This window comes from Aromatoleum evansii (assembly GCF_045689615.1).
GTDB classification, from domain to species: domain Bacteria; phylum Pseudomonadota; class Gammaproteobacteria; order Burkholderiales; family Rhodocyclaceae; genus Aromatoleum; species Aromatoleum evansii.
Map to the genome: position 1 here is coordinate 1,562,619 of NZ_CP141259.1, position 23,665 is coordinate 1,586,283.

26 protein-coding genes are annotated in these 23,665 nt (G+C 64.3%); 22 read left to right on the forward strand and 4 right to left on the reverse strand.

The annotated features are described in order from the left end of the window. Nucleotides 1-7: 7 nt before the first annotated feature. Complete coding sequence (locus U5817_RS07150; protein ID WP_407280190.1) at nt 8-2,869, reverse strand: Rne/Rng family ribonuclease; 2,862 nt, start codon at nt 2,867-2,869, stop codon at nt 8-10. Between the two features lie 378 nt (nt 2,870-3,247). Here U5817_RS07150 and U5817_RS07155 point away from each other — a divergent pair, with 378 nt between their 5' ends. Continuing rightward, nucleotides 3,248-4,207 (forward strand): RluA family pseudouridine synthase, encoded by a 960-nt coding sequence (locus U5817_RS07155; protein WP_407281034.1) that lies wholly within the window; start codon nt 3,248-3,250, stop codon nt 4,205-4,207. After that, a complete protein-coding gene (locus tag U5817_RS07160; protein WP_169131866.1) occupies nt 4,200-4,856 on the forward strand; it encodes an HAD-IA family hydrolase in 657 nt (218 codons plus the stop codon). Before U5817_RS07155 ends, U5817_RS07160 begins: the two co-directional genes overlap by 8 nt. Nucleotides 4,857-4,859: 3 nt before the next feature. Here the strand turns inward: U5817_RS07160 and U5817_RS07165 are convergent, their stop codons facing one another. Continuing rightward, nucleotides 4,860-5,579 carry an SAM-dependent methyltransferase gene (locus U5817_RS07165; RefSeq protein WP_407280191.1) on the reverse strand — a complete coding sequence of 240 codons (720 nt, stop codon included), beginning with the start codon at nt 5,577-5,579 and terminating at the stop codon, nt 4,860-4,862. Continuing rightward, a complete protein-coding gene (locus tag U5817_RS07170) occupies nt 5,576-6,151 on the reverse strand; it encodes a Maf family protein (protein ID WP_407280192.1) in 576 nt (191 codons plus the stop codon). The genes U5817_RS07165 and U5817_RS07170 overlap by 4 nt, the downstream gene beginning before the upstream one ends. Nucleotides 6,152-6,277: 126 nt before the next feature. Here U5817_RS07170 and U5817_RS07175 point away from each other — a divergent pair, with 126 nt between their 5' ends. The 9 genes from U5817_RS07175 to U5817_RS07215 all read left to right on the forward strand — a co-directional run bounded on the left by U5817_RS07175 (nt 6,278) and on the right by U5817_RS07215 (nt 12,865). Then, entirely contained in the window at nt 6,278-6,781 is a 504-nt protein-coding gene (locus U5817_RS07175; RefSeq protein ID WP_169131860.1) for a DUF177 domain-containing protein, read from the forward strand. 27 nt (nt 6,782-6,808) lie between these two features. Then, on the forward strand, nt 6,809-6,988 hold the full coding sequence (gene rpmF, locus U5817_RS07180; protein WP_018992335.1) for a 50S ribosomal protein L32: 180 nt from the start codon (nt 6,809-6,811) through the stop codon (nt 6,986-6,988). A gap of 86 nt (nt 6,989-7,074) precedes the next feature. Next, nucleotides 7,075-8,088: a phosphate acyltransferase PlsX gene (gene plsX, locus U5817_RS07185; RefSeq protein ID WP_407280193.1), complete on the forward strand. Its 1,014-nt coding sequence runs from the start codon at nt 7,075-7,077 to the stop codon at nt 8,086-8,088. After that, entirely contained in the window at nt 8,085-9,050 is a 966-nt protein-coding gene (locus U5817_RS07190) for a beta-ketoacyl-ACP synthase III (protein WP_169131856.1), read from the forward strand. The genes plsX and U5817_RS07190 overlap by 4 nt, the downstream gene beginning before the upstream one ends. 15 nt (nt 9,051-9,065) lie before the next feature. Then, nucleotides 9,066-9,995 carry an ACP S-malonyltransferase gene (gene fabD, locus U5817_RS07195; protein WP_407280194.1) on the forward strand — a complete coding sequence of 310 codons (930 nt, stop codon included), beginning with the start codon at nt 9,066-9,068 and terminating at the stop codon, nt 9,993-9,995. A gap of 5 nt (nt 9,996-10,000) precedes the next feature. After that, nucleotides 10,001-10,750: a 3-oxoacyl-ACP reductase FabG gene (gene fabG, locus U5817_RS07200; RefSeq protein ID WP_169131852.1), complete on the forward strand. Its 750-nt coding sequence runs from the start codon at nt 10,001-10,003 to the stop codon at nt 10,748-10,750. A gap of 93 nt (nt 10,751-10,843) precedes the next feature. Next, nucleotides 10,844-11,083 carry an acyl carrier protein gene (gene acpP / locus U5817_RS07205; RefSeq protein ID WP_004255952.1) on the forward strand — a complete coding sequence of 80 codons (240 nt, stop codon included), beginning with the start codon at nt 10,844-10,846 and terminating at the stop codon, nt 11,081-11,083. 21 nt (nt 11,084-11,104) lie between these two features. Further along, the gene (fabF, locus tag U5817_RS07210; RefSeq protein WP_407280195.1) at nt 11,105-12,343 is read left to right on the forward strand and encodes a beta-ketoacyl-ACP synthase II; all 1,239 of its coding nucleotides are present in this window, start codon (nt 11,105-11,107) and stop codon (nt 12,341-12,343) included. 60 nt (nt 12,344-12,403) lie between these two features. Next, complete coding sequence (locus U5817_RS07215) at nt 12,404-12,865, forward strand: hypothetical protein (protein ID WP_407280196.1); 462 nt, start codon at nt 12,404-12,406, stop codon at nt 12,863-12,865. Between the two features lie 41 nt (nt 12,866-12,906). Here U5817_RS07215 and nadB read toward each other — a convergent pair whose 3' ends face one another. Continuing rightward, a complete protein-coding gene (gene nadB / locus U5817_RS07220) occupies nt 12,907-14,490 on the reverse strand; it encodes an L-aspartate oxidase (protein WP_169131846.1) in 1,584 nt (527 codons plus the stop codon). Between the two features lie 223 nt (nt 14,491-14,713). On the opposite strand from nadB, the gene rpoE reads away from it, so the two are divergent. From rpoE to era, 11 genes are read left to right on the forward strand one after another with little or no spacing between them, the layout of a single operon-like run. Further along, on the forward strand, nt 14,714-15,313 hold the full coding sequence (rpoE, locus tag U5817_RS07225; RefSeq protein WP_169131844.1) for an RNA polymerase sigma factor RpoE: 600 nt from the start codon (nt 14,714-14,716) through the stop codon (nt 15,311-15,313). A 9-nt stretch (nt 15,314-15,322) separates the two neighbouring features. Then, nucleotides 15,323-15,877: a sigma-E factor negative regulatory protein gene (locus tag U5817_RS07230; RefSeq protein ID WP_407280197.1), complete on the forward strand. Its 555-nt coding sequence runs from the start codon at nt 15,323-15,325 to the stop codon at nt 15,875-15,877. Further along, the gene (locus tag U5817_RS07235) at nt 15,874-16,839 is read left to right on the forward strand and encodes a MucB/RseB C-terminal domain-containing protein (protein WP_407280198.1); all 966 of its coding nucleotides are present in this window, start codon (nt 15,874-15,876) and stop codon (nt 16,837-16,839) included. Before U5817_RS07230 ends, U5817_RS07235 begins: the two co-directional genes overlap by 4 nt. After that, nucleotides 16,836-17,309 (forward strand): SoxR reducing system RseC family protein, encoded by a 474-nt coding sequence (locus tag U5817_RS07240; RefSeq protein WP_407280199.1) that lies wholly within the window; start codon nt 16,836-16,838, stop codon nt 17,307-17,309. Before U5817_RS07235 ends, U5817_RS07240 begins: the two co-directional genes overlap by 4 nt. Beyond that, complete coding sequence (locus tag U5817_RS07245; RefSeq protein WP_407280200.1) at nt 17,306-18,730, forward strand: Do family serine endopeptidase; 1,425 nt, start codon at nt 17,306-17,308, stop codon at nt 18,728-18,730. The genes U5817_RS07240 and U5817_RS07245 overlap by 4 nt, the downstream gene beginning before the upstream one ends. A 2-nt stretch (nt 18,731-18,732) precedes the next feature. After that, a complete protein-coding gene (locus tag U5817_RS07250) occupies nt 18,733-18,993 on the forward strand; it encodes a glutaredoxin family protein (RefSeq protein ID WP_407280201.1) in 261 nt (86 codons plus the stop codon). A 54-nt stretch (nt 18,994-19,047) separates the two neighbouring features. After that, on the forward strand, nt 19,048-20,844 hold the full coding sequence (lepA, locus tag U5817_RS07255) for a translation elongation factor 4 (RefSeq protein WP_407280202.1): 1,797 nt from the start codon (nt 19,048-19,050) through the stop codon (nt 20,842-20,844). 52 nt (nt 20,845-20,896) lie between these two features. Next, on the forward strand, nt 20,897-21,685 hold the full coding sequence (gene lepB, locus U5817_RS07260) for a signal peptidase I (protein ID WP_169131832.1): 789 nt from the start codon (nt 20,897-20,899) through the stop codon (nt 21,683-21,685). Between the two features lie 12 nt (nt 21,686-21,697). Then, complete coding sequence (locus tag U5817_RS07265; RefSeq protein ID WP_169131830.1) at nt 21,698-22,063, forward strand: DUF4845 domain-containing protein; 366 nt, start codon at nt 21,698-21,700, stop codon at nt 22,061-22,063. After that, nucleotides 22,063-22,740: a ribonuclease III gene (gene rnc / locus U5817_RS07270; protein WP_407280203.1), complete on the forward strand. Its 678-nt coding sequence runs from the start codon at nt 22,063-22,065 to the stop codon at nt 22,738-22,740. The genes U5817_RS07265 and rnc overlap by 1 nt, the downstream gene beginning before the upstream one ends. After that, on the forward strand, nt 22,737-23,663 hold the full coding sequence (gene era / locus U5817_RS07275; RefSeq protein WP_407280204.1) for a GTPase Era: 927 nt from the start codon (nt 22,737-22,739) through the stop codon (nt 23,661-23,663). Before rnc ends, era begins: the two co-directional genes overlap by 4 nt. Nucleotides 23,664-23,665 lie beyond the last annotated feature (2 nt).

Sequence of the window (23,665 nt, forward strand, 5' to 3'; positions counted from 1 at the left end):
TTGCCGATCAGTTCGGTTTGTGGGTTTCAACCTGCTGCAGCGGCTCGTCGGCGATCACGAGCGACGGCCGTGGGCGCCGGCCGAGCGGACGGGCCGGTGCTTCCTCCGCATGGGACTGGGCGAGGGCCTGAACCTTTTCACGGCTCGTTTCGATCATGACAAGACCGCTATCCGCCAGTGTGCTGCCAAGGTCAATCGGCGCGGACGGTGCGCGCGCGGCTTCAGTTGCCTCGGCAACTGCAACCTGTTCGGGTGCGGACTCGAGAGGCTCGACTTCCACGGCGACCGGCGGTGTTGCTTCGCTAGCAGCGTCCGCTGCTGCGATTGCCGTTACCACGGCCACTTCAGTCGGCACCGCCTCGGCTGCCGCCGACGGAAGGGGCTCGATGCCGATCGTCGGTTCCTCCGTGGTCGGCACGGCCTCGACTGCAGCCTCGGCGGGGACAGTTGCTGCTGCAGCCAGAACGGGCATCGGGGCTTCTTCGACTTCGGCCGGAACCGCTTCGGCGGCACTGGCGACGACCGGCAGCGGCACCTCGGCTTCCTCGACAGCAATCAGCTCGCGGACGGGTGCGGCCATTGCCACTGCAGCGCTTGCGCCCGTTTCCGGTGTCGGTTCGGCCTGGGGCATTTCGCCGGCGGGAACGTTTTCAGCCGTCTCGGCTCCGGTCGCGGCGGCCGTCGTCTGATCCTCACCCGGGCGGCGGTCGCGGCGGCCGCGGCTACGGCGACGGCGCTTCTCGGGGGCTCCCTCCTCACCGGACGGTGCGGCGGATTCGGTCACACCGACGGCTGCGACTGCTTCCGCAGCCAGCAGCTCGGCAGCGCTTTCGACCACCTCGACCGGCTTCGGCTGGCGCGGCGCGCGCTGGCGACGGCCTTCGCTGCGTTCCGTCGCTTCGGGACGCTCGGCACGCTCCTGGCGTTCCGCACGTTCCGCCCGCTCCGGACGTTCGGCCCGCTCTGTACGCTCCTGGCGTTCCTGCCGTTGTTCGCCCCGACCGCCATTGCGCGCGGGCTGGGACTGCTCCTCGCGTTCGGTGCGCTGGCCTTCACGCCGGTTGCGGTTGTTGCCGCCGCGGCGATTCTCTCCGCGCTCGCCACGCGGACGCGCTTCACGCTTGGGTTGAGCTTCTTCGGCCGCTTGCGGTGCCGGCGCAGCCTTCTCGCCGCGCAGCCATGCAAGGAAGCGACCGATCAGGCCAGGCTGCACGGTCGGAGCAGCCGCAGGTTCGGGCTTCGGCTCGACCATCGGTGCGGGCTGCGCAGGAGCGATGCCCTTCACTACGGCTTCGGCGCGAGCCGGCTTCTTGTCGTCCTTCGTCGGCAGGCGCAGATCGACTTCGGCGGGCTTGCCGACCATCTGGTAGCTGGCGAGGTTGACCTCTTCCTGATTCAGCTGGTCGTGGCGCAGGCGGATGATCTCGTGATGCGGCGTCTCGAGATGGCGGTTGGGGATGATGATCAGCTGGATCTTGTGCCGGTACTCGATGTGCGCGATATCCGAACGCTTCTCGTTGAGGAGGAAGGTGGCGACATCGACGGGCACCTGCAGATGCACCGCGCCGGTGTTCTCCTTCATCGCTTCCTCTTCGAGGATGCGCAGGATGTGCAGCGCGGACGATTCGGTGCTGCGGATATGGCCGGTGCCGTTGCAACGCGGACACGGGATGTAGCTCGTCTCCGCGAGCGCGGGGCGCAGGCGCTGGCGCGACAATTCGAGCAGGCCGAAGCGGCTGATCTTTCCGGTCTGCACTCGCGCGCGGTCGTGGCGCAGCGCATCACGCAGCCGGTTTTCCACCTCGCGCTGGTTCTTCTGCGACTCCATGTCGATGAAGTCGATGACGATCAGGCCGCCGAGGTCGCGCAGGCGGAGCTGGCGTGCGATCTCTTCGGCGGCTTCGAGGTTGGTGCGGAAGGCCGTTTCCTCGATGTCCGCGCCCTTGGTCGAGCGGCCGGAGTTCACGTCGATCGAGACGAGGGCTTCGGTATGGTCGATCACGACCGCGCCGCCACTGGGCAGGCTCACCTGGCGCGAGTAGGCGGACTCGATCTGGTGCTCGATCTGGAAGCGGGAGAACAGCGGCACGTCGTCGCTGTAACGCTTCACGCGATTCACGTTGGCCGGCATGACATGGGCCATGAACTGGCGGGCCTGCTCGTACACGTCGTCCGTGTCGATCAGGATCTCGCCGATGTCGGGCTGGAAGTAGTCGCGGATCGCGCGAATCACCAGGCTGCCTTCCTGGTAGATCAGGAAAGCACCCGACTGCGACTGAGCAGCACCGTCGATCGCACGCCACAGTTGCAGCAGGTAGTTGAGGTCCCACTGCAGCTCCTCGGCGCTGCGGCCGATCGCCGCGGTACGCGCGATCAGGCTCATGCCGGCGGGGACCTCAAGCTGATCCATCACTTCGCGCAGTTCGCTGCGCTCGTCACCCTCGACGCGCCGCGACACGCCACCACCACGAGGGTTGTTCGGCATCAGGACGAGATAGCGTCCCGCGAGCGAGATGTACGTCGTGAGGGCTGCGCCCTTGTTGCCACGCTCGTCCTTCTCGACCTGAACGATGAGTTCCTGGCCTTCCTTGAGTGCGTCCTGGATGCGCGCCTTGCCGGCGTCGACGCCGGGCGCGAAGTAGGTGCGTGAGATTTCCTTGAACGGCAGAAAACCATGCCGTTCCGAGCCGTAATCAACGAACGCCGCTTCGAGGCTGGGCTCGATGCGGGTGATGACGGCCTTGTAGATGTTGCTCTTGCGCTGTTCCTTGGCGGCCGATTCGATATCGAGGTCGATCAGTTTCTGACCATCCACGATTGCGACGCGCAGTTCCTCGGCCTGCGTCGCATTGAAAAGCATGCGCTTCATTGATTTCGTTCCCCCGCGCGAAACCCACGGGCAGGACGAACGGCGCGCACCATCGCGCTTGTTACGTGATCAGGAGCGGGTAGGTTGTTCTACTTTTTTCCGGTCGGTAATGGGCTGTGATGGGTCGGCTGGTCGATGTTCATGCATTCCCGCCTGGGGCCGGAACGCTTGATCCTGCGGGTGCGTTACGCGTCTTTGTTCAATCCAATGGATCGAAGATTGTCGATTGCGTTACCATCGTCGTCCTTTTCGGCAACGACGGCACGTTCTGGTTGCCCGGGAGCTCTTCTGGGGCTCGCTGTCGACCGCTTTCCTCCGCATCCTTGCGCGAGGGACGTCGACCGGACCGGGGCCAACCGGCCGCAAGTATATTTCAGGATGATGGCACAAGGCAAAGCGGCAACAGTCAGGCGCGAGCGCGTCGATGATTCTGTGGCCGGTCAGCGGATAGACAACTACCTAATGCGGGTGTGCAAGGGGGTGCCGAAAAGCCACGTCTATCGCATCCTGCGCAGCGGCGAAGTGCGCGTGAATGGCGGTCGGGTCGGCCCGACCTACCGCTTGGCGCTTGGCGACGAGGTCAGGATTCCCCCGGTTCGCATCGCCGAGTCGAGTACGCCTGCGGCGGTCCCCGCGGGCAAGCCCCTGCCGGTCGTGTTTGAGGACGACGCGATCATCGTCATCGACAAGCCTTCGGGCAAGGCCGTGCATGGGGGCAGCGGGGTGAGCTTCGGCGTCATCGAGCAGCTGCGCAGCCAGCGGCCGCAAGCGCGCATGCTCGAACTCGCGCACCGCATCGATCGCGAAACGTCGGGGCTGCTGATCATCGCGAAGAAGCGCTCCGCGCTCACCGCCCTGCATGACATGATGCGCGAGGGGCGTGTCGAGAAGCGCTACCTCACGCTGGTGCCGGGACGGTGGGGCAATGCGCTCCAGCACGTGAAGGAACCACTGTTCAAATACTTGACGCCGGAAGGCGAGCGACGTGTACGGGTCAGTGGCGATGGCAAGCCGGCCCACAGCATCGTGCGGCTCGTGAAGAGGTGGCAGCGTTTCAGCCTGCTCGAAGTGGAACTCAAGACCGGTCGTACCCATCAGATCCGCGTCCATCTTGCCCATCTCGGCTTCCCGCTGTGCGGCGACGACAAGTACGGCGATTTTCCGCTCAACAAGGCGCTCGAGCATGAGGGTCTGAAGCGGATGTTCCTCCATGCGGCCCATCTCGCGTTTGCCCATCCGCTGAGCGGGGAGCCGATCGTGCTGCATTCGCCGCTGCCGGAGGAGCTGCAGGGCTTTATCGATCACCTGGATGCAACAGAGTCTCGCAACTATGGCTAAGCGCTTCGACCTCATCGTCTTCGACTGGGACGGGACCCTCATGGATTCGGCGGCCGCGATCGTGAACGCGATCATGGCCGCGACGCGCGATCTGGATCTGCCGCTGCCGTCCGAGGCGCGCGCGCGCCACGTCATCGGGCTGGGGCTCTCCGATGCGCTGCGCCATGCGGTGCCCGATCTGCCCGAGTCCGACTATCCGCGGATGGTCGAGCGCTATCGTTACCATTACCTCGCGGGGGATCACGAGCTGTCGCTGTTCCCCGGTACGTACGCGATGATAGAAGAGCTTTCCGCGGCCGGCCGGATGCTGGCGGTCGCAACCGGGAAGAGTCGGCTCGGGCTCAATCGCGCACTGGAACAAAGCGGCCTGACGCCGTTTTTCCACAGCACGCGGTGCGCGGACGAATGTTTTTCGAAGCCGCATCCGGCGATGCTGGAGGAGATCATGGACGAACTCGGCGTCGCCCGGGATCGCACGCTGATGGTTGGTGATACCACGCACGACCTGCAGATGGCGAGGAACGCAGGGGTGGCCGGGCTCGGTGTGGCCTTCGGTGCACACCCGAGGGAGGCGCTGGAGGCCGAGGAAGTCGTTGGGCTTCTCGATTCGCCAGCCGAGCTCGCCCTGTGGCTGCGCGATAACGCCTGATCGTCAGCTCGCCAGAATCAGAAAAAGGGTGGGGCGTTTCGCCAGTTCCGGCCTGGGCCTCTTGCGCCAGTCGGCAATGCTCGCGCTGGCCACCCACTCGTTGTCCGTGGTGAGTTCGCGTGCGACACATAGGCGTGTGGTCGGGCGGCAGTTCGCCAGCAGTGCTTCGAACAGCCGCTCGTTGCGGTAGGGGGTCTCGATAAATATCTGCGTCCGCTGCAGGCGGCGAGATTCATCCTCGATCTGCCGGATGCGGCCGTCCCGCTCCGCGTCGGCAACGGGCAGGTAACCGTTGAAGGCGAAGCTCTGACCGTTCAGGCCGGACGCCATCAGGGCGAGCAGGATCGACGACGGTCCGACCAGCGGTCGCACCTCGACGCCCAGGGCGTGCGCGCGCGCCACCAGGCGTGCTCCGGGATCAGCGACCGCCGGGCAGCCGGCTTCCGACATCAGGCCGATGTCCTGCCCCTGCAGCGCCGGTGCCAGCAGCGCATCGAGTGCGGCGCTGGAGTCCTTCTCCGGCAAGACCTGGATGTCGATATCCCGCAATGGGCCCGGGTGGTCGAGGCGCTTCAGTTCAGATCGTGCGGTCTTGGCGTTTTCCACGACGAAGTGGCGCAGCCGGCGCGCAATCGCCTGTACTTCGTGCGGGAGGATGTGTGCGCATGTCGTGTCGCCGAGGCTGACCGGGACCAGAAACAATGCTCCGCGCCGTGCGGTCATGGGAGTTGCATGCCTTCCGCGCGCAGCAGGCGTGACAGCGCGATCAGCGGCAAGCCGATCAGGGCGGTCGGGTCGTCGCCCGAGAGCGATTCGAGGAGCGTGATCCCCAGTCCCTCCGATTTGGCGCTGCCGGCGCAGTCGAGCGGGCGCTCCTTGTCCACGTAGCGTCGGATTTCGTTGTCGTCCAGTTCGCGGAAGCGCACGAAAGTCGGCACGCTCTCGCTGCGAACGTGGCCCGTGCGCGTATTGACGACCGCGAGCGCGGTGTGGAAAGTGACGGCCTGACCGCTCATGCGGCGCAATTGCGCGATGGCTCTGTCGACGGTGCCGGGCTTGCCGAATACTTCGTCGCCGATGTGCGCGACCTGATCGCTGCCGATCACCAGGGCGTCGGTATGGTCGAGTGCGACTGCCCGTGCTTTCTCGATCGCCAGGCGATTTGCGGTGGCGGGTGGTGCTTCCCCGGGCAGGGGGGTCTCATCAACCTTCGGACTGGCCGTCTCGAACGGTGTCTGGAAACGTTCCAGGAGCATGCGGCGATAGGCTGAGGTCGAGGCGAGTATCAGTTTCATGATCGAAGTGGCTGGGGCCGAGCGACGCTATGAGGCTCGCGCTGCCTTCTCGGTAGCGCAAATCCTTGAAAATAGGCGTTTCGGGGTTTTGACAGGGGAAGCCGAAAATAATATCATGCGCCCCTTATGCCGCAACGAAGCATTCTTCCGGATCCGTTCAAGTTTGCTGCCGAAGGTCGCAGTCTGAGCGCGATCATCCCGCTGGCGGACCTGCCGCGGCTCGGCGATGTGCTGCTGGACACGTCCGGTAGCGTGCAGTTCAGCCTTGTCGGTGAGATGGGGCTGGATCGCAGGCCGCGCATGCGGCTCGTCATTTCAGGCGAGTTGCAGGTGCGTTGCCAGCGCTGCCTCGGTCCGATGATCTGGCCCTTGGGCGTGGATGTGCTCTTCGAGCTCGTCAGGCCCGGTCAGCCGATCGCGGACGACGAGCTGGAGGAAGATGCGTTCGATGCAATTGAAGCAATGCCGGACATGGATGTGACGGCGTTGGTCGAGGATGAGATCGTGCTGGCGGTGCCTATTGCGCCTCGGCATGAAAAGTGTGAGGCGCCCCGCCCTGACGGTGGTGCCGTAAAGGAATCGCCTTTCGCGTCGCTTGAGAAGTTGCGCAAGAACGACGGCGCGGAATAGGCGCGATATTTGTACTAGGAGTTTTTCATGGCCGTTCAGCAGAACAAGAAATCCCCCTCCAAGCGTGGCATGCATCGTGCGCACGACTTCCTGACCAACCCCCCGCTCGCCGTCGAAGCGACCACCGGCGAAGTCCATCTGCGCCACCACATCAGCCCGAGCGGTGTGTATCGCGGCAAGAAAGTCGTCAAGACCAAGGGCGAATAAGTCCTTTCTTCCAAGGCGGCGCGGCGCTTAGGGCGTCTGCGCCGTTTTTTCATCCCGAATTCCTGTTCGAGTTGCGCGAAAGCACCATGGGTGTCACCGTTGCGATTGACTGCATGGGCGGCGATCATGGCCCGTCCGTGACGGTGCCGGCCGCGCAGGCCTTCCTGCGCAACCATCCCGAGGCCAAGGTGATTCTGGTCGGGCGTCAGAGTGCGCTCGATCAGGCCGTGGCCGCGATTGGCAATGGCTTTGCGGATCGTCTCTCGGTCCGCGCGGCGTCCGAGGTCGTCGAGATGGACGACCCGCCGGCGATCGCAATGCGCACGAAGAAGGATTCGTCGATGCGCGTTGCCGTCGATCTGGTGAAGGCCGGTAAGGCCCAGGCCGCTGTGTCCGCCGGCAATACGGGCGCGCTGATGGCGATCTCGCGCTTCGTTCTCAAGACGCTCGACGGCATCGACCGGCCTGCGATTGCGACCATCCTGCCCACGCGAACGGGGCAGGTGTATGTGCTCGACCTCGGTGCCAACGTCGATTGCGAGCCCGAGCACCTGCTGCAGTTCGGCATCATGGGGGCGATGCTCGTCTCCGCGGTCGAGCACGTCGACCGCCCGTCGGTGGGGCTGCTCAACATCGGCGAAGAAGCGATCAAGGGCAACGATGTGGTCAAGCGCGCCGGCGAGCTGCTGCGCGGCAGTGGCCTGAACTTCTACGGCAACGTCGAAGGCGACGACATCTACAAGGGAACGACCGACGTGGTCGTCTGCGACGGCTTCGTCGGGAACGTGGCGTTGAAGACGTCCGAGGGGCTTGCTCAGATGCTTGCCGCATTCCTCAAGGAGGAATTCAGCCGCAGCCTATTGACCAAGGCCATGGCGGTCGTCGCGATGCCTGCGCTCAAGCGTTTCAAGCGACGTGTCGATCATCGTCGCTACAACGGCGCGGCCCTGGTCGGGCTGCGCGGCGTGGTGGTCAAGAGCCACGGTTCGGCCGACGCGTATGCATTCGAGCAGGCCATTCACCGTGCCGCCGAGGCCGCGTCGAACCGACTCGTCGAGCGCATCAGCGAGCGGATGGCGGCAATGGGGAGAGCAGCATGATCTATGCACGAATTGCCGGTACCGGAAGTTTCCTGCCCGGCGAGCCGGTCAGTAACGACGATCTGGTCGCGCGCGGCATCGACACGTCGGACGAGTGGATCGTCGAGCGCACCGGAATCCGTACCCGTCACCTCGCCGCACGCGACGTCACCTCGAGCGATCTCGCCTGCGAGGCGAGCCGCCGCGCCATCGCCGCCGCTGGTCTGCAGCCTGAGGACATCGATCTCGTCATTGTCGCGACCTCGACCCCCGACTGCATCTTTCCCAGCACGGCGACCCTGCTGCAATCCAAGCTCGGCATGCGCAACGGCGCGGCCGCGTTCGATGTGCAGGCGGTGTGCACTGGCTTCGTCTACGGGCTGACGATCGCCGAAAAGTTTATCCGTTCCGGCAGTCACAAGCGCGCGCTGGTGGTGGGCGCCGAGGTGTTCTCGCGCATTCTCGACTGGTCCGACCGCGGCACCTGCGTGCTGTTCGGTGACGGCGCGGGTGCCGTCGTGCTCGAGGCGTCCGACAAGCCTGGCATCCTCGCGACCGCGCTGCATGCCGACGGCAGTCACCATCCCATCCTGTGCGTCCCCGGGGCGGTCGCGTCCGGTCAGGTGATCGGCGATCCGTTCCTGCGCATGGACGGGCAGGCGGTGTTCAAGTTTGCGGTCAAGGTGCTCGGCGAGGTCGCCAACGAGGTTCTCGCCGAGTCCGGCATGGAGGCCGGGGCCGTCGATTGGCTGATCCCGCATCAGGCGAACATCCGCATCATCCAGGCGACCGCGAAGCGGCTCGGCGTGCCGATGGAGAAGGTCATCGCCACCGTCGATCGTCACGGCAATACGTCGGCCGCATCGATTCCGCTCGCTCTCGACCTCGCCGTGCGCGACGGACGGATCCGTGCAGGCCAGCGCATCATCGTCGAAGGCGTCGGTGGTGGTTTCACGTGGGGCGCGGCGCTGCTCCAATTCTGAGTCAGGACAAGAACAATGGCTTTTGCTCTGGTTTTTCCGGGACAGGGTTCCCAATCCGTCGGAATGATGACGGGTTACGGCGACCGTGCCGAAATCCGTGACACCTTTGCCGAGGCGTCGGATGCGCTCGGCGAGGACCTCTGGCAGATGGTCAATGACGGCCCCGCCGAGCGGTTGGCGCTGACCGTCAACACCCAGCCCCTGATGCTCACGGCCGGTGTGGCAGCGTATCGTGCCTGGCTTGCGGCCGGTGGTCCGAAGCCGCAGTTGGTCGCCGGCCACAGTCTCGGCGAGTATTCGGCGCTGGTCGCCGCCGGGGCGATGGCCTTTGCCGACGCCGTCCCGCTAGTGCGTTTCCGCGCGCAGGCGATGCAGGAGGCGGTTCCCGCCGGCGAGGGCGGCATGGCCGCGCTGCTGGGGCTGGAGGTCGAGGCCGTCCGCGAAGCCTGCGCCGAAGCGGCGCAGGGCGAGGTGGTGGAGGCCGCCAATCTCAACGCCCCCGGCCAGATCGTGATCGCCGGCGCGAAGGGCGCGGTCGAGCGCGCGATCGAGGCTGCGAAGGCGCGCGGCGCGAAGCGTGCGATGCTGCTTCCCGTGAGCGCCCCGTTCCATTGCGCGCTGATGAAGCCGGCCGCTGAGCGGCTTGCCGAGCGACTCGCGTCAGTGACGATCAGCAAGCCCGCGATCGATGTCATCAACAATGTGGATGTCGCCGTGTATGACGACCCCGCCAGGATTCGTGACGCGCTCGTGCGCCAGGCTTTTTCGCCGGTGCGCTGGATCGAGCTTGTTCAGGACATGGCGCGCCGTGGCATGGGGCATGTCCTCGAATGCGGTCCGGGCAAGGTGCTCGCGGGCATGACCAAGCGGATCGCGGGTGAAGTGCAGGGCGGCTCGATTCACGACGCCGCGAGTCTCGAACAATCCATTGCCGCGGTGAGGTGACATCAATGAGTTTTTCGCTCGAAGGGCAGGTGGCCCTCGTGACCGGTGCGTCCCGCGGAATCGGGCGCGCGGTCGCTCTCGAACTGGGGCGGCTGGGAGCGACGGTCGTCGGTACCGCGACGTCGGAAGCCGGTGCCGCGGATATCGATAATGGCCTGCAGGAAGCCGGCATCAAGGGCTGCGGGTTGGCCCTGAATGTCACCGATGCCGCTGCGTGCGAAGCCGCGATCGGCGATATCGAGAAGCGTTTCGGTGCCGTCGGCATCCTCGTGAACAATGCCGGAATCACGCGCGACAACCTCGCGATGCGCATGAAGGACGAGGAGTGGGACGCGGTCATCGATACCAACCTCAAGTCCGTGTTCCGCATGTCGCGTCTGGTCATGCGCGGCATGATGAAGGCGCGTGGCGGCCGTATCATCAACATCACGTCCGTGGTCGGCAGCGCCGGCAACCCCGGGCAGGCGAACTACGCAGCAGCGAAGGCCGGCGTTGCCGGCATGAGCCGCGCGCTGGCTCGCGAGCTGGGTAGCCGCAACATCACTGTCAATTGCGTGGCGCCGGGCTTTATCGACACCGACATGACCCGTGCGCTGCCCGAAGCTGCCCGCGATGCGCTGCTGGGCAACATCGCCCTCGGCCGTCTCGGACGTCCCGAAGAAATCGCCGGAGCGGTGGCCTTCCTGGCCTCGCCCGCTGCCGCCTACGTAACGGGCACGACCCTGCACGTGAATGGCGGCATGTACATGTCGTAATCGCCGGCGGCGATAGCGGTTCTCATCCTTTTTGGTAGAATACGCCGGCTTTTTTTCTTACATATCTGGATCATTCTGGGAAGGAGTTAGTTCATGGAGAACATCGAGCAGCGCGTCAAGAAAATTGTCGCCGAACAACTTGGTGTGAACGAGTCGGAAATCAAGATCGAGTCCTCGTTCGTCGACGATCTGGGCGCGGATTCGCTGGATACCGTGGAACTGGTCATGGCCCTCGAGGAAGAGTTCGAGTGCGAAATCCCGGACGAGGAAGCTGAGAAGATCACCACGGTTCAGCAGGCGATTGACTACGTCAACGCCCACCTGAAGAAGTAAGACTGATTACCGGAGCGAACATTGACCCGTCGCAGAGTCGTCATTACCGGTCTGGGCATCATCTCCCCGGTCGGCAATACCGTTCCGGAGGCCTGGGACAATATCGTCAACGGCCGCTCCGGTATCGGCGAGATTACGCGCTTCGATACCACGAACTTCCCGGTGAAGATCGCCGGTGAGGTGAAGGGGTTCGACATCGGCGCGTATCTCTCGCCGAAAGAGGCGCGCCGCATGGATGTCTTCATCCATTACGGCATGGCCGCCGGCATCCAGGCCTTCAAGGATGCCGGGCTGCAGGTGACTGCAGAGAACGCCGAGCGCATCGGCGTCAATCTTGGGTCGGGCATCGGCGGTCTGCCGATGATCGAAGCGACCCACGACGATTACCTGAAGGCGGGGCCGCGCAAGATTTCCCCGTTCTTCATCCCCGGCACGATCATCAACATGATCGCGGGCAACCTGTCGATCATGTTCGGCCTCAAGGGGCCGTGCCTGGCGATGGTGACCGCATGCACGACCGCCACACACTGCATCGGCGAGGCGGCACGCCTCATCCAGTACGGCGACGCCGACGTGATGATCGCGGGGGGCGCGGAGTCGACCGTCACGCCTCTGGCCGTTGGCGGGTTTGCCTCGGCCCGCGCGCTGTCCACGCGCAACGACGACCCGCAGACGGCGAGCCGTCCGTGGGACAAGGGGCGCGACGGCTTCGTCCTGGGCGAGGGTGCGGGCGTTCTCGTGCTCGAGGAATACGAGCACGCGAAGGCGCGTGGGGCAAAGATCTACGCTGAAGTCGTCGGTTACGGCATGAGCGCGGACGCCTACCACATGACCGCCCCATGCGAGGACGGCAACGGTGCCGCGCGCTGCATGACCAATGCGATGCGTGATGCCGGCATGTCGCTCGAAGAGGTCGATTACATCAACGCGCACGGCACGTCGACCCCGCTCGGCGACCTGGCCGAGACGACGGCGGTCAAGCGTTGCTTCGGCGACCGCGCCAAGTCGATTGCGGTGAATTCGACCAAATCGATGACGGGGCACCTGCTGGGCGCAGCGGGAGGTGTCGAGGCGGTGTTCACGACGCTGGCGATCCATAACCAGATCGCTCCGCCGACGATCAATATCTTCGAGCAGGACGAAGGTTGCGATCTCGACTACGTCGCGAACAAGGCCCGCCCGATGGAGATCCGCGCCGCGCTGTCGAATTCGTTCGGCTTTGGCGGGACCAACGGAACCATCGCGTTCCGTCGCGTCTGAGTCGGTGCGGGGTGGCCGGTGCGCTACCCGCTTGAAATAGGGCTTCGTCCGGCGAAGCAGATGTTGCTGTTGAACGCCGCGATCCATGCGATCGCGGCGTTTGCATTTCTGCGTTCGTCCTTTCCTCTGCCGCTGGTGATTGTCGTGATCGCGGGTTTGGGATTCTCGCTGCACTTGGCCAACCGCGCGGAAAAGGAAAAGGCGGGGGTTCGTCTGGTCCTCCAGGACAATGCGGAGCTCTCAGTGGACCCTGATGGCCGCGGCCGGCGAACCGTGTATGCGTTGGCCGAGGCGGGCTGCGTCGATTTCGGTTGGGCGGTGTGGATTCACTGGCGCGGAACGCGGGTGCGGCGCTCGCCGCGCAGGTCGATTCGAGGGGCGCTGATGGTGGTGCGCGGAAACGTCCGTGGGGATGAGTGGCGGGAGCTCAAGATCTGGCTCCGACACAAGGTCGGTGCCGCCCCAATCGAAGGTGTCGTCGAAAACAACGCGACCGAGCACGGAGCGCCCCCGCTGCGTTGAGCCGAGGGTTCCGCGACGGTGGAACGGGTTGTTGCGGTCGTTCAGCGCCGGTGTGGTCGCAGGATGGTGGGGCGTGCGACCGGTAGCGTATCCGGGTAATCGCGCGAGCTGTGTAGTCCGCGGCTTTCCTTGCGGCGCAAGGCGCAGCGTACGATCAGGTCGGCGGTGACGACGAGGTTGCGCAATTCGATCAGGTCGTTGCTGACGCGGAAGTGCGAGTAGAACTCGTTGATTTCGCGCGCCAGCAGGCGGATGCGGTGCTGGGCACGCTGCAGGCGCTTGGTCGTGCGCACGATGCCGACATAGTCCCACATGAAACGGCGCAACTCCGCCCAGTTGTGCGAGATCACGACCTCTTCGTCGGCGTCGGTCACGCGGCTCTCGTCCCAGTCGGGGAGCCTCGGCAGGGGCCGCTTCGCCTGCGAAAGGATGTCATTCGCTGCTGCTTCGCCGAAGACGAGACACTCCAGGAGCGAGTTGCTGGCGAGGCGGTTGGCGCCGTGGAGGCCTGTGTACGCCGATTCGCCAACGGAATAGAGGTTGGGAACGTCGGTCCGTGCGGCAAGGTCGGTGACGATGCCGCCGCAGGTGTAGTGCGCCGCAGGTACGACGGGAATCCCCTCGCGCGTGATGTCGATTCCCAATTCCAGGCAGCGTGCGTGAATATTGGGAAAATGTTCGCGCAACCACTCGGCCGGCTTGTGACTGATATCGAGATAGACGCAGTCGAGACCGTGTTTCTTCATCTCGAAGTCGATGGCACGGGCGACGATGTCGCGCGGAGCCAGCTCGGCGCGTGCGTCGTGGGCCGGCATGAAGCGGGTGCCGTCAGGCAGCTTCAGCAGACCGCCTTCGCCGCGCACGGCTTCCGATATCAGGAATGACTTCGCCTGCGGGTGGTACAGGCAGGTGGGGTGGAACTGGATGAATTCCATGTTCGCCACGCGGCAACCCGCCCGCCATGCCATGGCAATGCCGTCGCCGGTTGCGACGCTGGGGTTGGTCGTATATAGATAGACCTTGCCGGCTCCGCCGGTGGCAATCACGGTGTTGCGCGCACCGATCGTCTCCACGCGATCGTTGGTGATGTCGAGCACATAGGCGCCGAGACAGCCTTGCTCGGGTAGGCCCAGCTTGTCGCCGCGGATCAGATCGACCGCGATGTGATTCTCGAGGATGTCGATGTTGGGGTGCTTGCTGACCTGTTCGGTCAGCGTGGCCTGCACCGCGGCGCCGGTGGCGTCGGCAGCGTGGATGATTCGCCGATGCGAGTGGCCGCCTTCGCGCGTGAGGTGGTATCCGAGGCTGGACTGATCCTCGCGGGTGAAGGGGACGCCACGTCCGATCAGCCATTCGATGGCCGCTTTGCCATGTTCGACAACAAAGCGTGTGGCATTCGGGTCGCACAGGCCACCGCCCGCGATATAAGTGTCCTGGATGTGCGCCTCGATGCTGTCGGAGGTGTCGAGGACCGCGGCGATGCCGCCTTGAGCCCAGGCGCTGGCACTGTCGGAGATCGCGCGTTTGGTAACCAGGGCGACTCGGAGTTTGTCTGCCAGACGCAGCGCGATCGACTGTCCCGCCGCGCCGCTGCCGAGGATGAGTACGTCGTATTGTTTTGACAAGATCGTATGTGCCAAGGATCGACAGGTGCATGAACTATATCACGTTCGATGTGGCGCTCCGGGCCTGGGCCGTAGCAGGCCGTTTGCTGCGACTGAAAACCATGTCGGGGTCTGAACTATTTCAAAGCGTGTCGGTCTTCTTGTTAGCTTCGACTTTGCCGGAGACGGGGCTGGGTCGCTATACTGGCGCGGATTTTGCACAACATAGAGTAACGACCCGCCCATGAGCGATCGCGAGATAGATCAGCAGCTTGTCGAGCGCGTGCAGCGCGGTGACAAGCAGGCTTTCGGCTTGCTGGTAGCAAAGTACCAACGCAAGCTGCACAGGCTGCTGTCCCGCTTGATCCGCGATTCGGCAGAGGTCGAGGATGTGGCCCAGGAAACCTTCATCAAGGCGTATCGCGCCTTGGGATCGTTTCGTGGTGATAGCGCTTTTTACACGTGGCTTTACCGTATCGGGATCAATACCGCCAAGAACTACCTGGTTTCGCAAGGCCGACGGGCGCCCACCTCGACCGGATTCGATTCCGAAGAGGCGGAAACCTTCGAGGAAGGCGAGCAGTTGCGTGACATCAATACGCCGGAGCGTCTGATGATGACGCGGCAGATCGGCGAGACGGTCGATCACGCGATGGAAGCGCTGCCGGAGGAGTTGCGTACTGCGATCATGCTGCGTGAACTCGAAGGGCTGAGCTACGAGGAAATTGCCAGCATCATGGATTGTCCGATCGGAACCGTGCGTTCGCGAATCTTCCGCGCACGCGAGGCGATTGCTGAAAGACTGCGGCCGCTGCTGGATACGGCGCCTGATAAACGTTGGTAGGTGGTACTCATGAAGGACAGATTGTCGGCACTTCTGGATGGTGATCTCGACGAGCAATCGGCGCATCCGGTTTTCGAGTCGATGCGGCGGGACCGTTCGTTGCGTACCGACTGGGAGGCTTACTGCCTGATCGGTGATGTGCTGCGCGGAGATCGTGACGGCAACGCCGGATTCGTCGGGCGGGTCATGGCGAATATCGACGAGGAGCCGTCCCTGCTGGCGCCTTCCTCACGTCCAGCAGCGGAAGGCGGGCGATTGTGGCGGTCGCTGATGCCGCTGGCCGCCTCGGTGATGGGCGTGGCTGCCGTGGGCTGGGTGGCCCATACGCTATACAGCGATCAGGGGCAGCCGACGGCTGGGCAGGTTGCCGTCGCGCGATCGTCGACTGCCGTCGCCGCGCACGCGGCGGTGCGTCCGGTTGCGGTTTCGCCGAGTCCGGTCGCGGTCGATCCGACTCGCGAATATGTCTTCGTGCATCAGGCGATGTCGGGCGGCGGGCCCATCTCGGGTGTGATCCAGCACGTGCGCACCGTTTCCGACGTCGGGCAGGGCAGTGGCCGATGAGGTGGGTGTCTGCTGTATTGGCGGTCTGTGCGGCATTGTCGCAGGCGCCGGCCATTGCCGAGTCGCCGGGTGATCCCCTCTCGTGGCTCGGGCGCATGGCCACTGCGGGCCAGCGCCTCAATTATTACGGTACCTTCATCTATCAGTCGGGGAAGAATTTCGAGACCTCGCGCATCGCGCACATGAGCGACGCGAACGGCGAGCATGAACGCCTGGAGGTGCTCGACGGCAGCCCGCGCGAGGTGATCCGCAGCAACAGCGAAGTGCGTTGCGTGCTGCCGGACCAGAAGACCGTCATCGTCGATCGTCCCGGTACGCGGCGCGCCTTTCCTTCGCGACTGCCCGTGGCGTTCGGCGGCCTCGCCGAGAATTATCGTATCCGCAAGGGCAGCGTGGGGCGCGTTGCCGGGCTGGACGCCCAGCAGATCATCCTGGAGCCGAAGGATGACCTGCGCTTCGGCTACCAACTGTGGGCGGAGGTGCAGTCGGGCCTGCTGCTCAAGGCCCGTACGGTCGATGAGCGCGGCGAGATCGTCGAGCAATTCACCTTCAGCGACGTGAAAATCGGCGGTGAGATCGGCAGCGACGCCTTCCGCCCGCGCATCACCAGAAGCAGCGACTGGCGGGTCGTTCACGCCAATGGCGTCGAGGTGCGCAAGGAGGACAGCGGTTGGGCGCTCAATGCCCCGCTTGCGGGGTTCTCGCTCGTTTCGGTGATGCGCCGGCCGCTCGGTCGCGACCGCGGCGAGGCTCTGCACATGGTGTATAGCGACGGACTCGCGTCGATCTCGGTGTTCATCGAGCCGAATGACGGGGCGCGTGTCGAGCCCGGGCCGTTTGCGAGTGGTGCGATCAATATCTACAAACGCGTCGTCGGCCCACATCTGGTGACGGCTCTGGGCGAAGTGCCATTGCGTTCGGTGCAGCGGCTGGGCGACGCGATCGAGCCGGTGATGCGATGAATGAGGCGCAGGGCATCGTCGATCGCGTCGAAGGCGGGCGCGCCTGGGTTCGTCTCACCGAGCGGGCGGGCGGCTGCGGACGCTGCGATGAACCGGGCGGCTGCCGCTCGACCGGCATCGCGTATGCGCTGAAGGCGCCGGACGAAGTGTTCGCGGTGCCGAATTCGATCGATGTCCGTCCGGGCGAGCAGGTGCGCCTGCGGATGCGCGACGGTGCGCCCTTGCGGGGTGCGCTGCTGGGCTACGGCCTGTCCGTCGCACTGCTGCTGATTGGAGCTGCGCTGGGTAGCGCATTGGCCGATGTCGGCGCGCAGGACCTGGGCACGGCGGCGGGCGGGCTTGCGGGTCTTGCTATAGCGCTTGGGGTCAATCGTGCGGTGTTCCGCAGCCGCACCGCGCGTCACGGCTTCGAAATCGAGATGGTGCGCGGGAGCGCGGGATGTGGTGTGACGGGGGCGCAGGAGGGATGAGCCTCGGGCGTCTGTTGCGTGCGCTTGTCTTTGCGCTGTCGTGCGCGTTTGCGGCCACGTCCGCATATGCCGCCGGCGGCGTGATCGCCTTGCCCGATTTCACGCAGATCGTGCAGCGGCATGGGGCGGCCGTGGTGAACATCAGCGCCGCCCAGGCAGGCAAGGGCGCGGGGCCGGGCTTTCCCCAGCTGGCACCGGACGATCCGATGTTCGATTTCTTTCGGCGCTTCATTCCGCGCAAGCCCGAGCATCCACGCATCGACCCCGACAACAAGTCGCTCGGCTCCGGCTTCATCGTGAGCGCCGACGGTTATATTCTCACCAATGCGCATGTCGTCGAGGAGGCGGAGGAGATCATTGTCCGCCTCAACGACAAGCGCGAGTTCCGGGCGCGTGTGGTGGGGGCGGACGCGCGCTCCGACGTCGCGCTGATCAAGATCGATGCGACGGATTTGCCGCGACTGACGATCGGCGACCCGGACAAGCTGCAGGTGGGCGAATGGGTGGTTGCGATCGGATCGCCCTTCGGCTTCGATCATTCGGTGACGGCCGGTATCGTCAGCGCCAAGGGGCGCAGCCTTCCGGATGAGAACTTCGTCCCCTTCATACAGACGGACGTCGCGATCAATCCCGGCAATTCCGGGGGGCCGCTGTTCAACCTGAAGGGCGAGGTGGTCGGCATCAACTCGCAGATATACAGCCAGACCGGTGGTTTCATGGGGCTGTCATTCGCGATCCCGATCAACCTCGCGATGGAGATCCAGGCGCAGCTCAAGGCCAGCGGGCGGGTCCAGCGCGGGCGTATCGGTGTTGCAATCCAGGAAGTGACGCGCTCGCTGGCCGAGACTTTCGCGCTGCCGCGTGCGGAAGGAGCGCTCGTGAGCGCGGTCGAACCCGACGGTCCCGCTGCGAAAGCAGGTATCGAACAAGGCGACGTGATCGTGCGATTCGCCGGGAAGCCGGTCGAGCAGTCCAGCGACCTGCCGCGGATCGTGTCGTCGAGCCGCCCCGGAGCCCAGGTAAGCCTGTCGCTGTACCGGGCGGGTGTGCTGCGCGAGGTCGGCATCGTGGTCGGCGAATGGGCTGACGAAGGCAATCCGCGCTCGCGCCGTAGCGAGCGCGCCAAGCCAGCCCCCAACAAGCTCGGCCTGGTGCTCGGATTGCCGACCCCGGCGCAGAAGCGCGAGCGCAACGTGGAGCACGGGCTGGTTATCGAGCGGGCGCAGGGTGCCGCAGCGCGCGCCGACCTGCAGGTCGGGGATATCGTGCTCGCAATGGTGTCCGGTGGGCGTCAGGTCGCGCTGAAGACGGTCGACGGTTTTACGCGCCTGGCGGCGGACATCAAGGATGGCCAGTTGGTCACGCTGCTGGTGCACCGCGGTTCTGGAACGAGCTACGTGACGCTGAGGGCGGGAGATTGAGCGTGGAGCGCGAATTGACCGTGATGAGCCGCGAGTGGTGCCACTTGTGCCATGACCTCATCGATCGGCTGTTGCCGCTCGCCGCCGAACTCGGATGGGACGTGCGCGTCGTGGACGTCGACGCGGATCCGGCGCTTGAAGCCAAATGGGATGAACTGGTTCCCGTCGTCCTCGCCGGTGATACCGAGCTGTGTCATTACCGTCTGGACGAGGGAGCGATCCGTGCCTATTGCGGGCGTTTTCCGCTAGAATCCGCCGCTTAGCCGATTCAACCGAAACTTATTAGGTGCCGCGAGGCACCTTTCTTTTGTTGGCGCATGCAACACATCCGAAATTTTTCCATCATCGCCCACATCGATCACGGCAAATCTACGCTGGCCGATCGCCTCATCCACTATTGCGGCGGGCTTTCCGATCGCGAGATGGAGGAGCAGGTGCTCGATTCGATGGACCTCGAGCGCGAGCGCGGGATTACCATCAAGGCGCAGACCGCCGCCCTGCAGTACAAGGCGAAGGATGGCCAGGTCTATAACCTCAACCTGATCGATACTCCGGGACACGTCGACTTCTCCTACGAGGTGAGCCGTTCGCTGTCGGCGTGCGAAGGCGCACTCCTCGTGGTCGATGCGTCGCAAGGCGTGGAGGCGCAGACGGTCGCGAACTGCTACACGGCGATCGAGCAAAACGTCGAGGTCGTACCGGTCCTGAACAAGATCGACCTGCCCGCCGCGGATCCGGACAATGCGCGCCAGGAGATCGAGGACGTCATTGGCGTCGACGCGTCCGAGGCGGTGCTGTGTTCGGCGAAAACCGGACTGGGCATCGAGGATGTGCTCGAGACCGTGGTGCGCCGCGTGCCGCCGCCCAAAGGCGATCCCGCCGCGCCGCTGAAGGCGCTGATCATTGACTCGTGGTTCGACAACTACGTCGGTGTGGTGATGCTGGTGCGCGTCGTGGACGGCGTGCTGCGGCCGAAGGACCGGATCCTGTTGATGGCCACTGGCGCGCAGTATCCGTGCGACCAGGTCGGTGTGTTCACGCCGCGCTCGGTTGCGCGTACCGAGTTGTCCGCCGGCGAGGTGGGGTTCATCATTGCCGGCATCAAGGAACTGCAGGCGGCGAAGGTCGGCGACACCGTGACGCTCGCGAGCCGGCCGGCGGCTGAGCCGCTGCCCGGCTTCAAGGAGATCAAACCGCAGGTGTTCGCGGGCCTTTATCCGGTCGAGTCGAGCGAATACGACCAGTTGCGCGATTCGCTGGAGAAGCTGCGCCTCAACGACGCGTCGCTGCAGTTCGAGCCGGAAGTCTCGCAGGCCTTGGGGTTCGGCTTCCGCTGCGGCTTCCTCGGGCTGCTGCACATGGACATCGTGCAGGAGCGCCTCGAACGTGAATTCGACATGAACCTCATCACCACGGCACCTACCGTCGTGTATGAGGTCGTGATGAACAGCGGCGAAGTGATTCACGTCGAGAATCCGTCCAAGCTGCCCGACCTGTCGAAGGTCGCGGAGATTCGTGAGCCCATCATCACGGCGACGATCTTCATGCCGCAGGAGTATGTCGGTCCGGTGATTACGCTGTGCAACCTGAAGCGCGGCGTGCAGGTCGATATGCGCTACCACGGCCGGCAGGTGCAGCTGATCTACGATCTGCCTATGAACGAAGTGGTGATGGACTTCTTCGACAAGCTGAAGTCGGTGTCGCGCGGCTACGCGTCGCTCGACTACGAGTTCAAGGAGTATCGGGCGGCCGATCTCGTGAAGCTCGACATGATGGTCGGCGGCGAGAAGGTCGACGCGCTGTCGGTGATCGTGCATCGCGCCTCGGCGCAGTATCGCGGCCGTGAAGTCGCAGCGAAGCTGCGTTCGCTGATTCCGCGCCAGATGTTCGACGTCGCAGTCCAGGCGGCGATCGGCTCGCACATCATTGCGCGGGAGACCATCAAGGCGCTGCGCAAGAACGTGCTCGCGAAGTGTTACGGCGGTGACATCTCGCGGAAGAAGAAGCTGCTCGAGAAGCAGAAGGAAGGCAAGAAGCGCATGAAGCAGGTCGGTAACGTCGAAATTCCGCAGGAGGCCTTCCTCTCCGTGTTGCGGGTGGACGAAGGCAAGTAGGCGGTGGCGCCCTGTGGGGCGCCGCGTTGAATCGCGACGAAACGGAGTCTGTGTGAACTTTGCGCTGGTGTTGTTCCTGCTGCTGGTGGCGACAGCGATCCTGTGGGTCATCGATCGTTTCTACGCCAAGAAGCGTCGCGCTCCCGGCACCCCCTCGCCTTGGTGGGTCGAGTATGGCGCGAGTTTCTTTCCGGTCATCCTGATCGTGTTCGGCCTGCGTTCGTTCATCGTCGAGCCATTCAAGATCCCGTCCGGATCTATGATCCCGACGCTGCTTGTCGGCGATTTCATCCTCGTGAACAAGTGGACCTATGGCATCAGGCTGCCGGTGATCAACAAGAAGATCATCGACGTCAATTCGCCCAAACGCGGCGACGTGATGGTATTCCGCTACCCGGCCGATCCGTCGATGGATTACATCAAGCGCGTCGTGGGCCTGCCGGGTGACAGGATCGAGTACGTGGACAAGCGCCTGCGCATAAACGGCGAAGCCGTGCCGATCACCGGGCAGGACGATTATCTTCACCCTGATCGTCTGTACTACTCGCCGCGTTTCCAGGAAAAACTCGGCGCGGTGGAGCATTCGGTGCTGATCGAACGCGACGTGCCGCCCTTGGTGCCGCAGGTGCTCGATTATCCGCATCGGGAGAACTGCACCTATACTACGTCCGGCGTGCGTTGCACCGTACCCGAAGGGCATTACTTCGTGATGGGTGACAATCGCGATGCGAGCAGCGACAGCCGCGTCTGGGGGTTCGTACCGGATGAGAACATCGTCGGCCGGGCGTTCTTCATCTGGTTCAACTTCAACGACATGAAACGGATTGGCGGGTTCCACTGATACGGAGACGGCATGCGGATGATGAAATGGCAGCGGGGCGTGAGCCCCATCAGCGTACTGGTTGTCGGCGGCCTTCTGGGCTTCGTGCTGCTGATCGGCTTTCGTGCAGTTCCGGCGGTGAACGAGTACTTCGCGATTCAGCGCATCATCAAACTCGTGGCTGATGAGGGCGACGGCGGCGCGTCGATCGCCGACATGCGCCGGAGTTTCGAGCGCCGAGGGCAGATCGACGATGTGGTCACGGTCACCGGGGCCGATCTCGACATTCGCAAGGATGGCGGCAAGGTCGTGATCGACGTCGAGTATTCGCGCCAGGTGCCGGTGGTGGCCAACGTTAGCCTGCTGATCGACTTCAAAGCGACAACGACCGGACGATAGTGGCAGTCAATCTCGACCGCCTCCAGCGGGGCCTTGGGTACCAGTTCGGGAACCGCGCGCTGCTGGAGCAGGCGCTCACGCACCGCAGCTTCGGCCAGCCCAATAACGAGCGGCTCGAGTTTCTCGGCGACAGCATCCTCAATTGCGTCGTCGCGATCGCACTTTTCGAGCGATTCGGCGAGTTGCGCGAGGGGGAGATGTCCCGCCTGCGTGCTTCGCTCGTGTGCCAGGACGGCTTGCACCGCATCGCCCGCGAGTTGGAACTCGGCGAGTACCTGCGCCTGGGCGAGGGGGAAATGAAGAGCGGCGGGTTCCGCCGGCCCTCCATCCTCGCCGACGCAATGGAGGCCACTTTCGCGGCGGTGTTCCTCGATCAGGGCTTCGACGCGGCCAAGGCCGTGATCGATCGCCTGTATGCACCGCTGATCGCAGAGATCGATCCCCGCGTGGCCGCCAAGGACCCGAAGACGGCGCTGCAGGAGTACCTGCAGGGTCGCCGACTGGCGCTCCCGACCTACACGACGGTGAAGGTGCACGGCGAGGCGCACGCGCAGGAATTCGAGGTCACCTGCGAGGTCAACGCGCTGAAGATCCGTACCACCGGGCGGGGCGCGAGTCGTCGCGCCGCCGAACAGCAGTCGGCCGAGAACGCGCTGGCGCAGTTGAGGAAGTCATGAACGAGAATATTGGCCCGGAAAGCGGGCCCACCGCCGCGCCCGAAGGGTTCCGCACGGGATTCGTTGCCATCGTCGGGCGGCCCAATGTCGGCAAGTCGACGCTGTTGAACCGTCTGATCGGGCAGAAGATCAGCATCGTTTCGCGCAAGGCGCAGACGACGCGCCATCGCGTCACCGGAATCCTGACGAACGATGAGGCGCAGTTCGTCTTCGTCGATACGCCAGGCTTCCAGACCAAGCATCGCAATGCGCTCAACCGTTCGATGAACCGGACGGTGTCGCAGGTGCTCGCGGACGTGGATCTGGTGCTCTTCGTGATCGAGGCCGGCCGCTTCGGCGAAGATGACCGCAAGGTCGTCGAGGTGCTGCCGAAGGAAGGGAATGTGGTGCTGGTCATCAACAAGGTCGACCGGCTTGCCGACAAGACCCAACTGCTGCCTTTCATCGCGCGCGTGAAGGACGCTTATCCGTTCACCGAGATCGTCCCGCTCAGTGCCGAGCGTGGGACCAACGTCGAGCAGTTGCTGCGGGCGGTGACGCCGCTGTTGCCTGAGGGTGCGCCGATGTACGGCGAGGACGAGGTCACCGACCGCAGCGAGCGGTTCCTCGCTGCCGAGTTCCTGCGCGAGAAGCTTTTCCGCCTGCTGGGGGATGAGCTGCCCTACGGCATTGCCGTGGAGATCGAGAAGTTCGAGACGGAAGGCAATCTGCGTCGCATCCATGCCGCGGTGGTCGTCGACCGTGCCAGTCACAAGGCGATCGTCATCGGCAAGGGGGGCGAGCAGCTCAAGCGTATCGCCTCGGAGGCGCGTGTCGAACTCGAGCAGCTCTTCGACGGCAAGGTGTTTCTCGAGGTGTGGGTCAAGGTCAAGAGCGGCTGGGCGGATGACGAGCGCGCCCTCAAGAGCCTGGGCTACGAATAAGA

Coding starts and splice junctions, on each gene's coding strand:
- U5817_RS07175 (WP_169131860.1), top strand. CDS start 6,278: ATGCCGCAACGAAGCATTCTTCCGGATCCGTTCAAGTTTGCTGCCGAA.
- era (WP_407280204.1), top strand. CDS start 22,737: ATGAACGAGAATATTGGCCCGGAAAGCGGGCCCACCGCCGCGCCCGAA.
- plsX (WP_407280193.1), top strand. CDS start 7,075: ATGGGTGTCACCGTTGCGATTGACTGCATGGGCGGCGATCATGGCCCG.
- U5817_RS07155 (WP_407281034.1), top strand. CDS start 3,248: ATGATGGCACAAGGCAAAGCGGCAACAGTCAGGCGCGAGCGCGTCGAT.
- U5817_RS07215 (WP_407280196.1), top strand. CDS start 12,404: ATGTTGCTGTTGAACGCCGCGATCCATGCGATCGCGGCGTTTGCATTT.
- U5817_RS07170 (WP_407280192.1), bottom strand. CDS start 6,151: ATGAAACTGATACTCGCCTCGACCTCAGCCTATCGCCGCATGCTCCTG.
- U5817_RS07245 (WP_407280200.1), top strand. CDS start 17,306: ATGAGCCTCGGGCGTCTGTTGCGTGCGCTTGTCTTTGCGCTGTCGTGC.
- U5817_RS07235 (WP_407280198.1), top strand. CDS start 15,874: ATGAGGTGGGTGTCTGCTGTATTGGCGGTCTGTGCGGCATTGTCGCAG.
- U5817_RS07230 (WP_407280197.1), top strand. CDS start 15,323: ATGAAGGACAGATTGTCGGCACTTCTGGATGGTGATCTCGACGAGCAA.
- rpmF (WP_018992335.1), top strand. CDS start 6,809: ATGGCCGTTCAGCAGAACAAGAAATCCCCCTCCAAGCGTGGCATGCAT.
- U5817_RS07165 (WP_407280191.1), bottom strand. CDS start 5,579: ATGACCGCACGGCGCGGAGCATTGTTTCTGGTCCCGGTCAGCCTCGGC.
- rpoE (WP_169131844.1), top strand. CDS start 14,714: ATGAGCGATCGCGAGATAGATCAGCAGCTTGTCGAGCGCGTGCAGCGC.
- lepA (WP_407280202.1), top strand. CDS start 19,048: ATGCAACACATCCGAAATTTTTCCATCATCGCCCACATCGATCACGGC.
- fabD (WP_407280194.1), top strand. CDS start 9,066: ATGGCTTTTGCTCTGGTTTTTCCGGGACAGGGTTCCCAATCCGTCGGA.
- U5817_RS07190 (WP_169131856.1), top strand. CDS start 8,085: ATGATCTATGCACGAATTGCCGGTACCGGAAGTTTCCTGCCCGGCGAG.
- U5817_RS07240 (WP_407280199.1), top strand. CDS start 16,836: ATGAATGAGGCGCAGGGCATCGTCGATCGCGTCGAAGGCGGGCGCGCC.
- fabG (WP_169131852.1), top strand. CDS start 10,001: ATGAGTTTTTCGCTCGAAGGGCAGGTGGCCCTCGTGACCGGTGCGTCC.
- acpP (WP_004255952.1), top strand. CDS start 10,844: ATGGAGAACATCGAGCAGCGCGTCAAGAAAATTGTCGCCGAACAACTT.
- U5817_RS07265 (WP_169131830.1), top strand. CDS start 21,698: ATGCGGATGATGAAATGGCAGCGGGGCGTGAGCCCCATCAGCGTACTG.
- U5817_RS07150 (WP_407280190.1), bottom strand. CDS start 2,869: ATGAAGCGCATGCTTTTCAATGCGACGCAGGCCGAGGAACTGCGCGTC.
- U5817_RS07160 (WP_169131866.1), top strand. CDS start 4,200: ATGGCTAAGCGCTTCGACCTCATCGTCTTCGACTGGGACGGGACCCTC.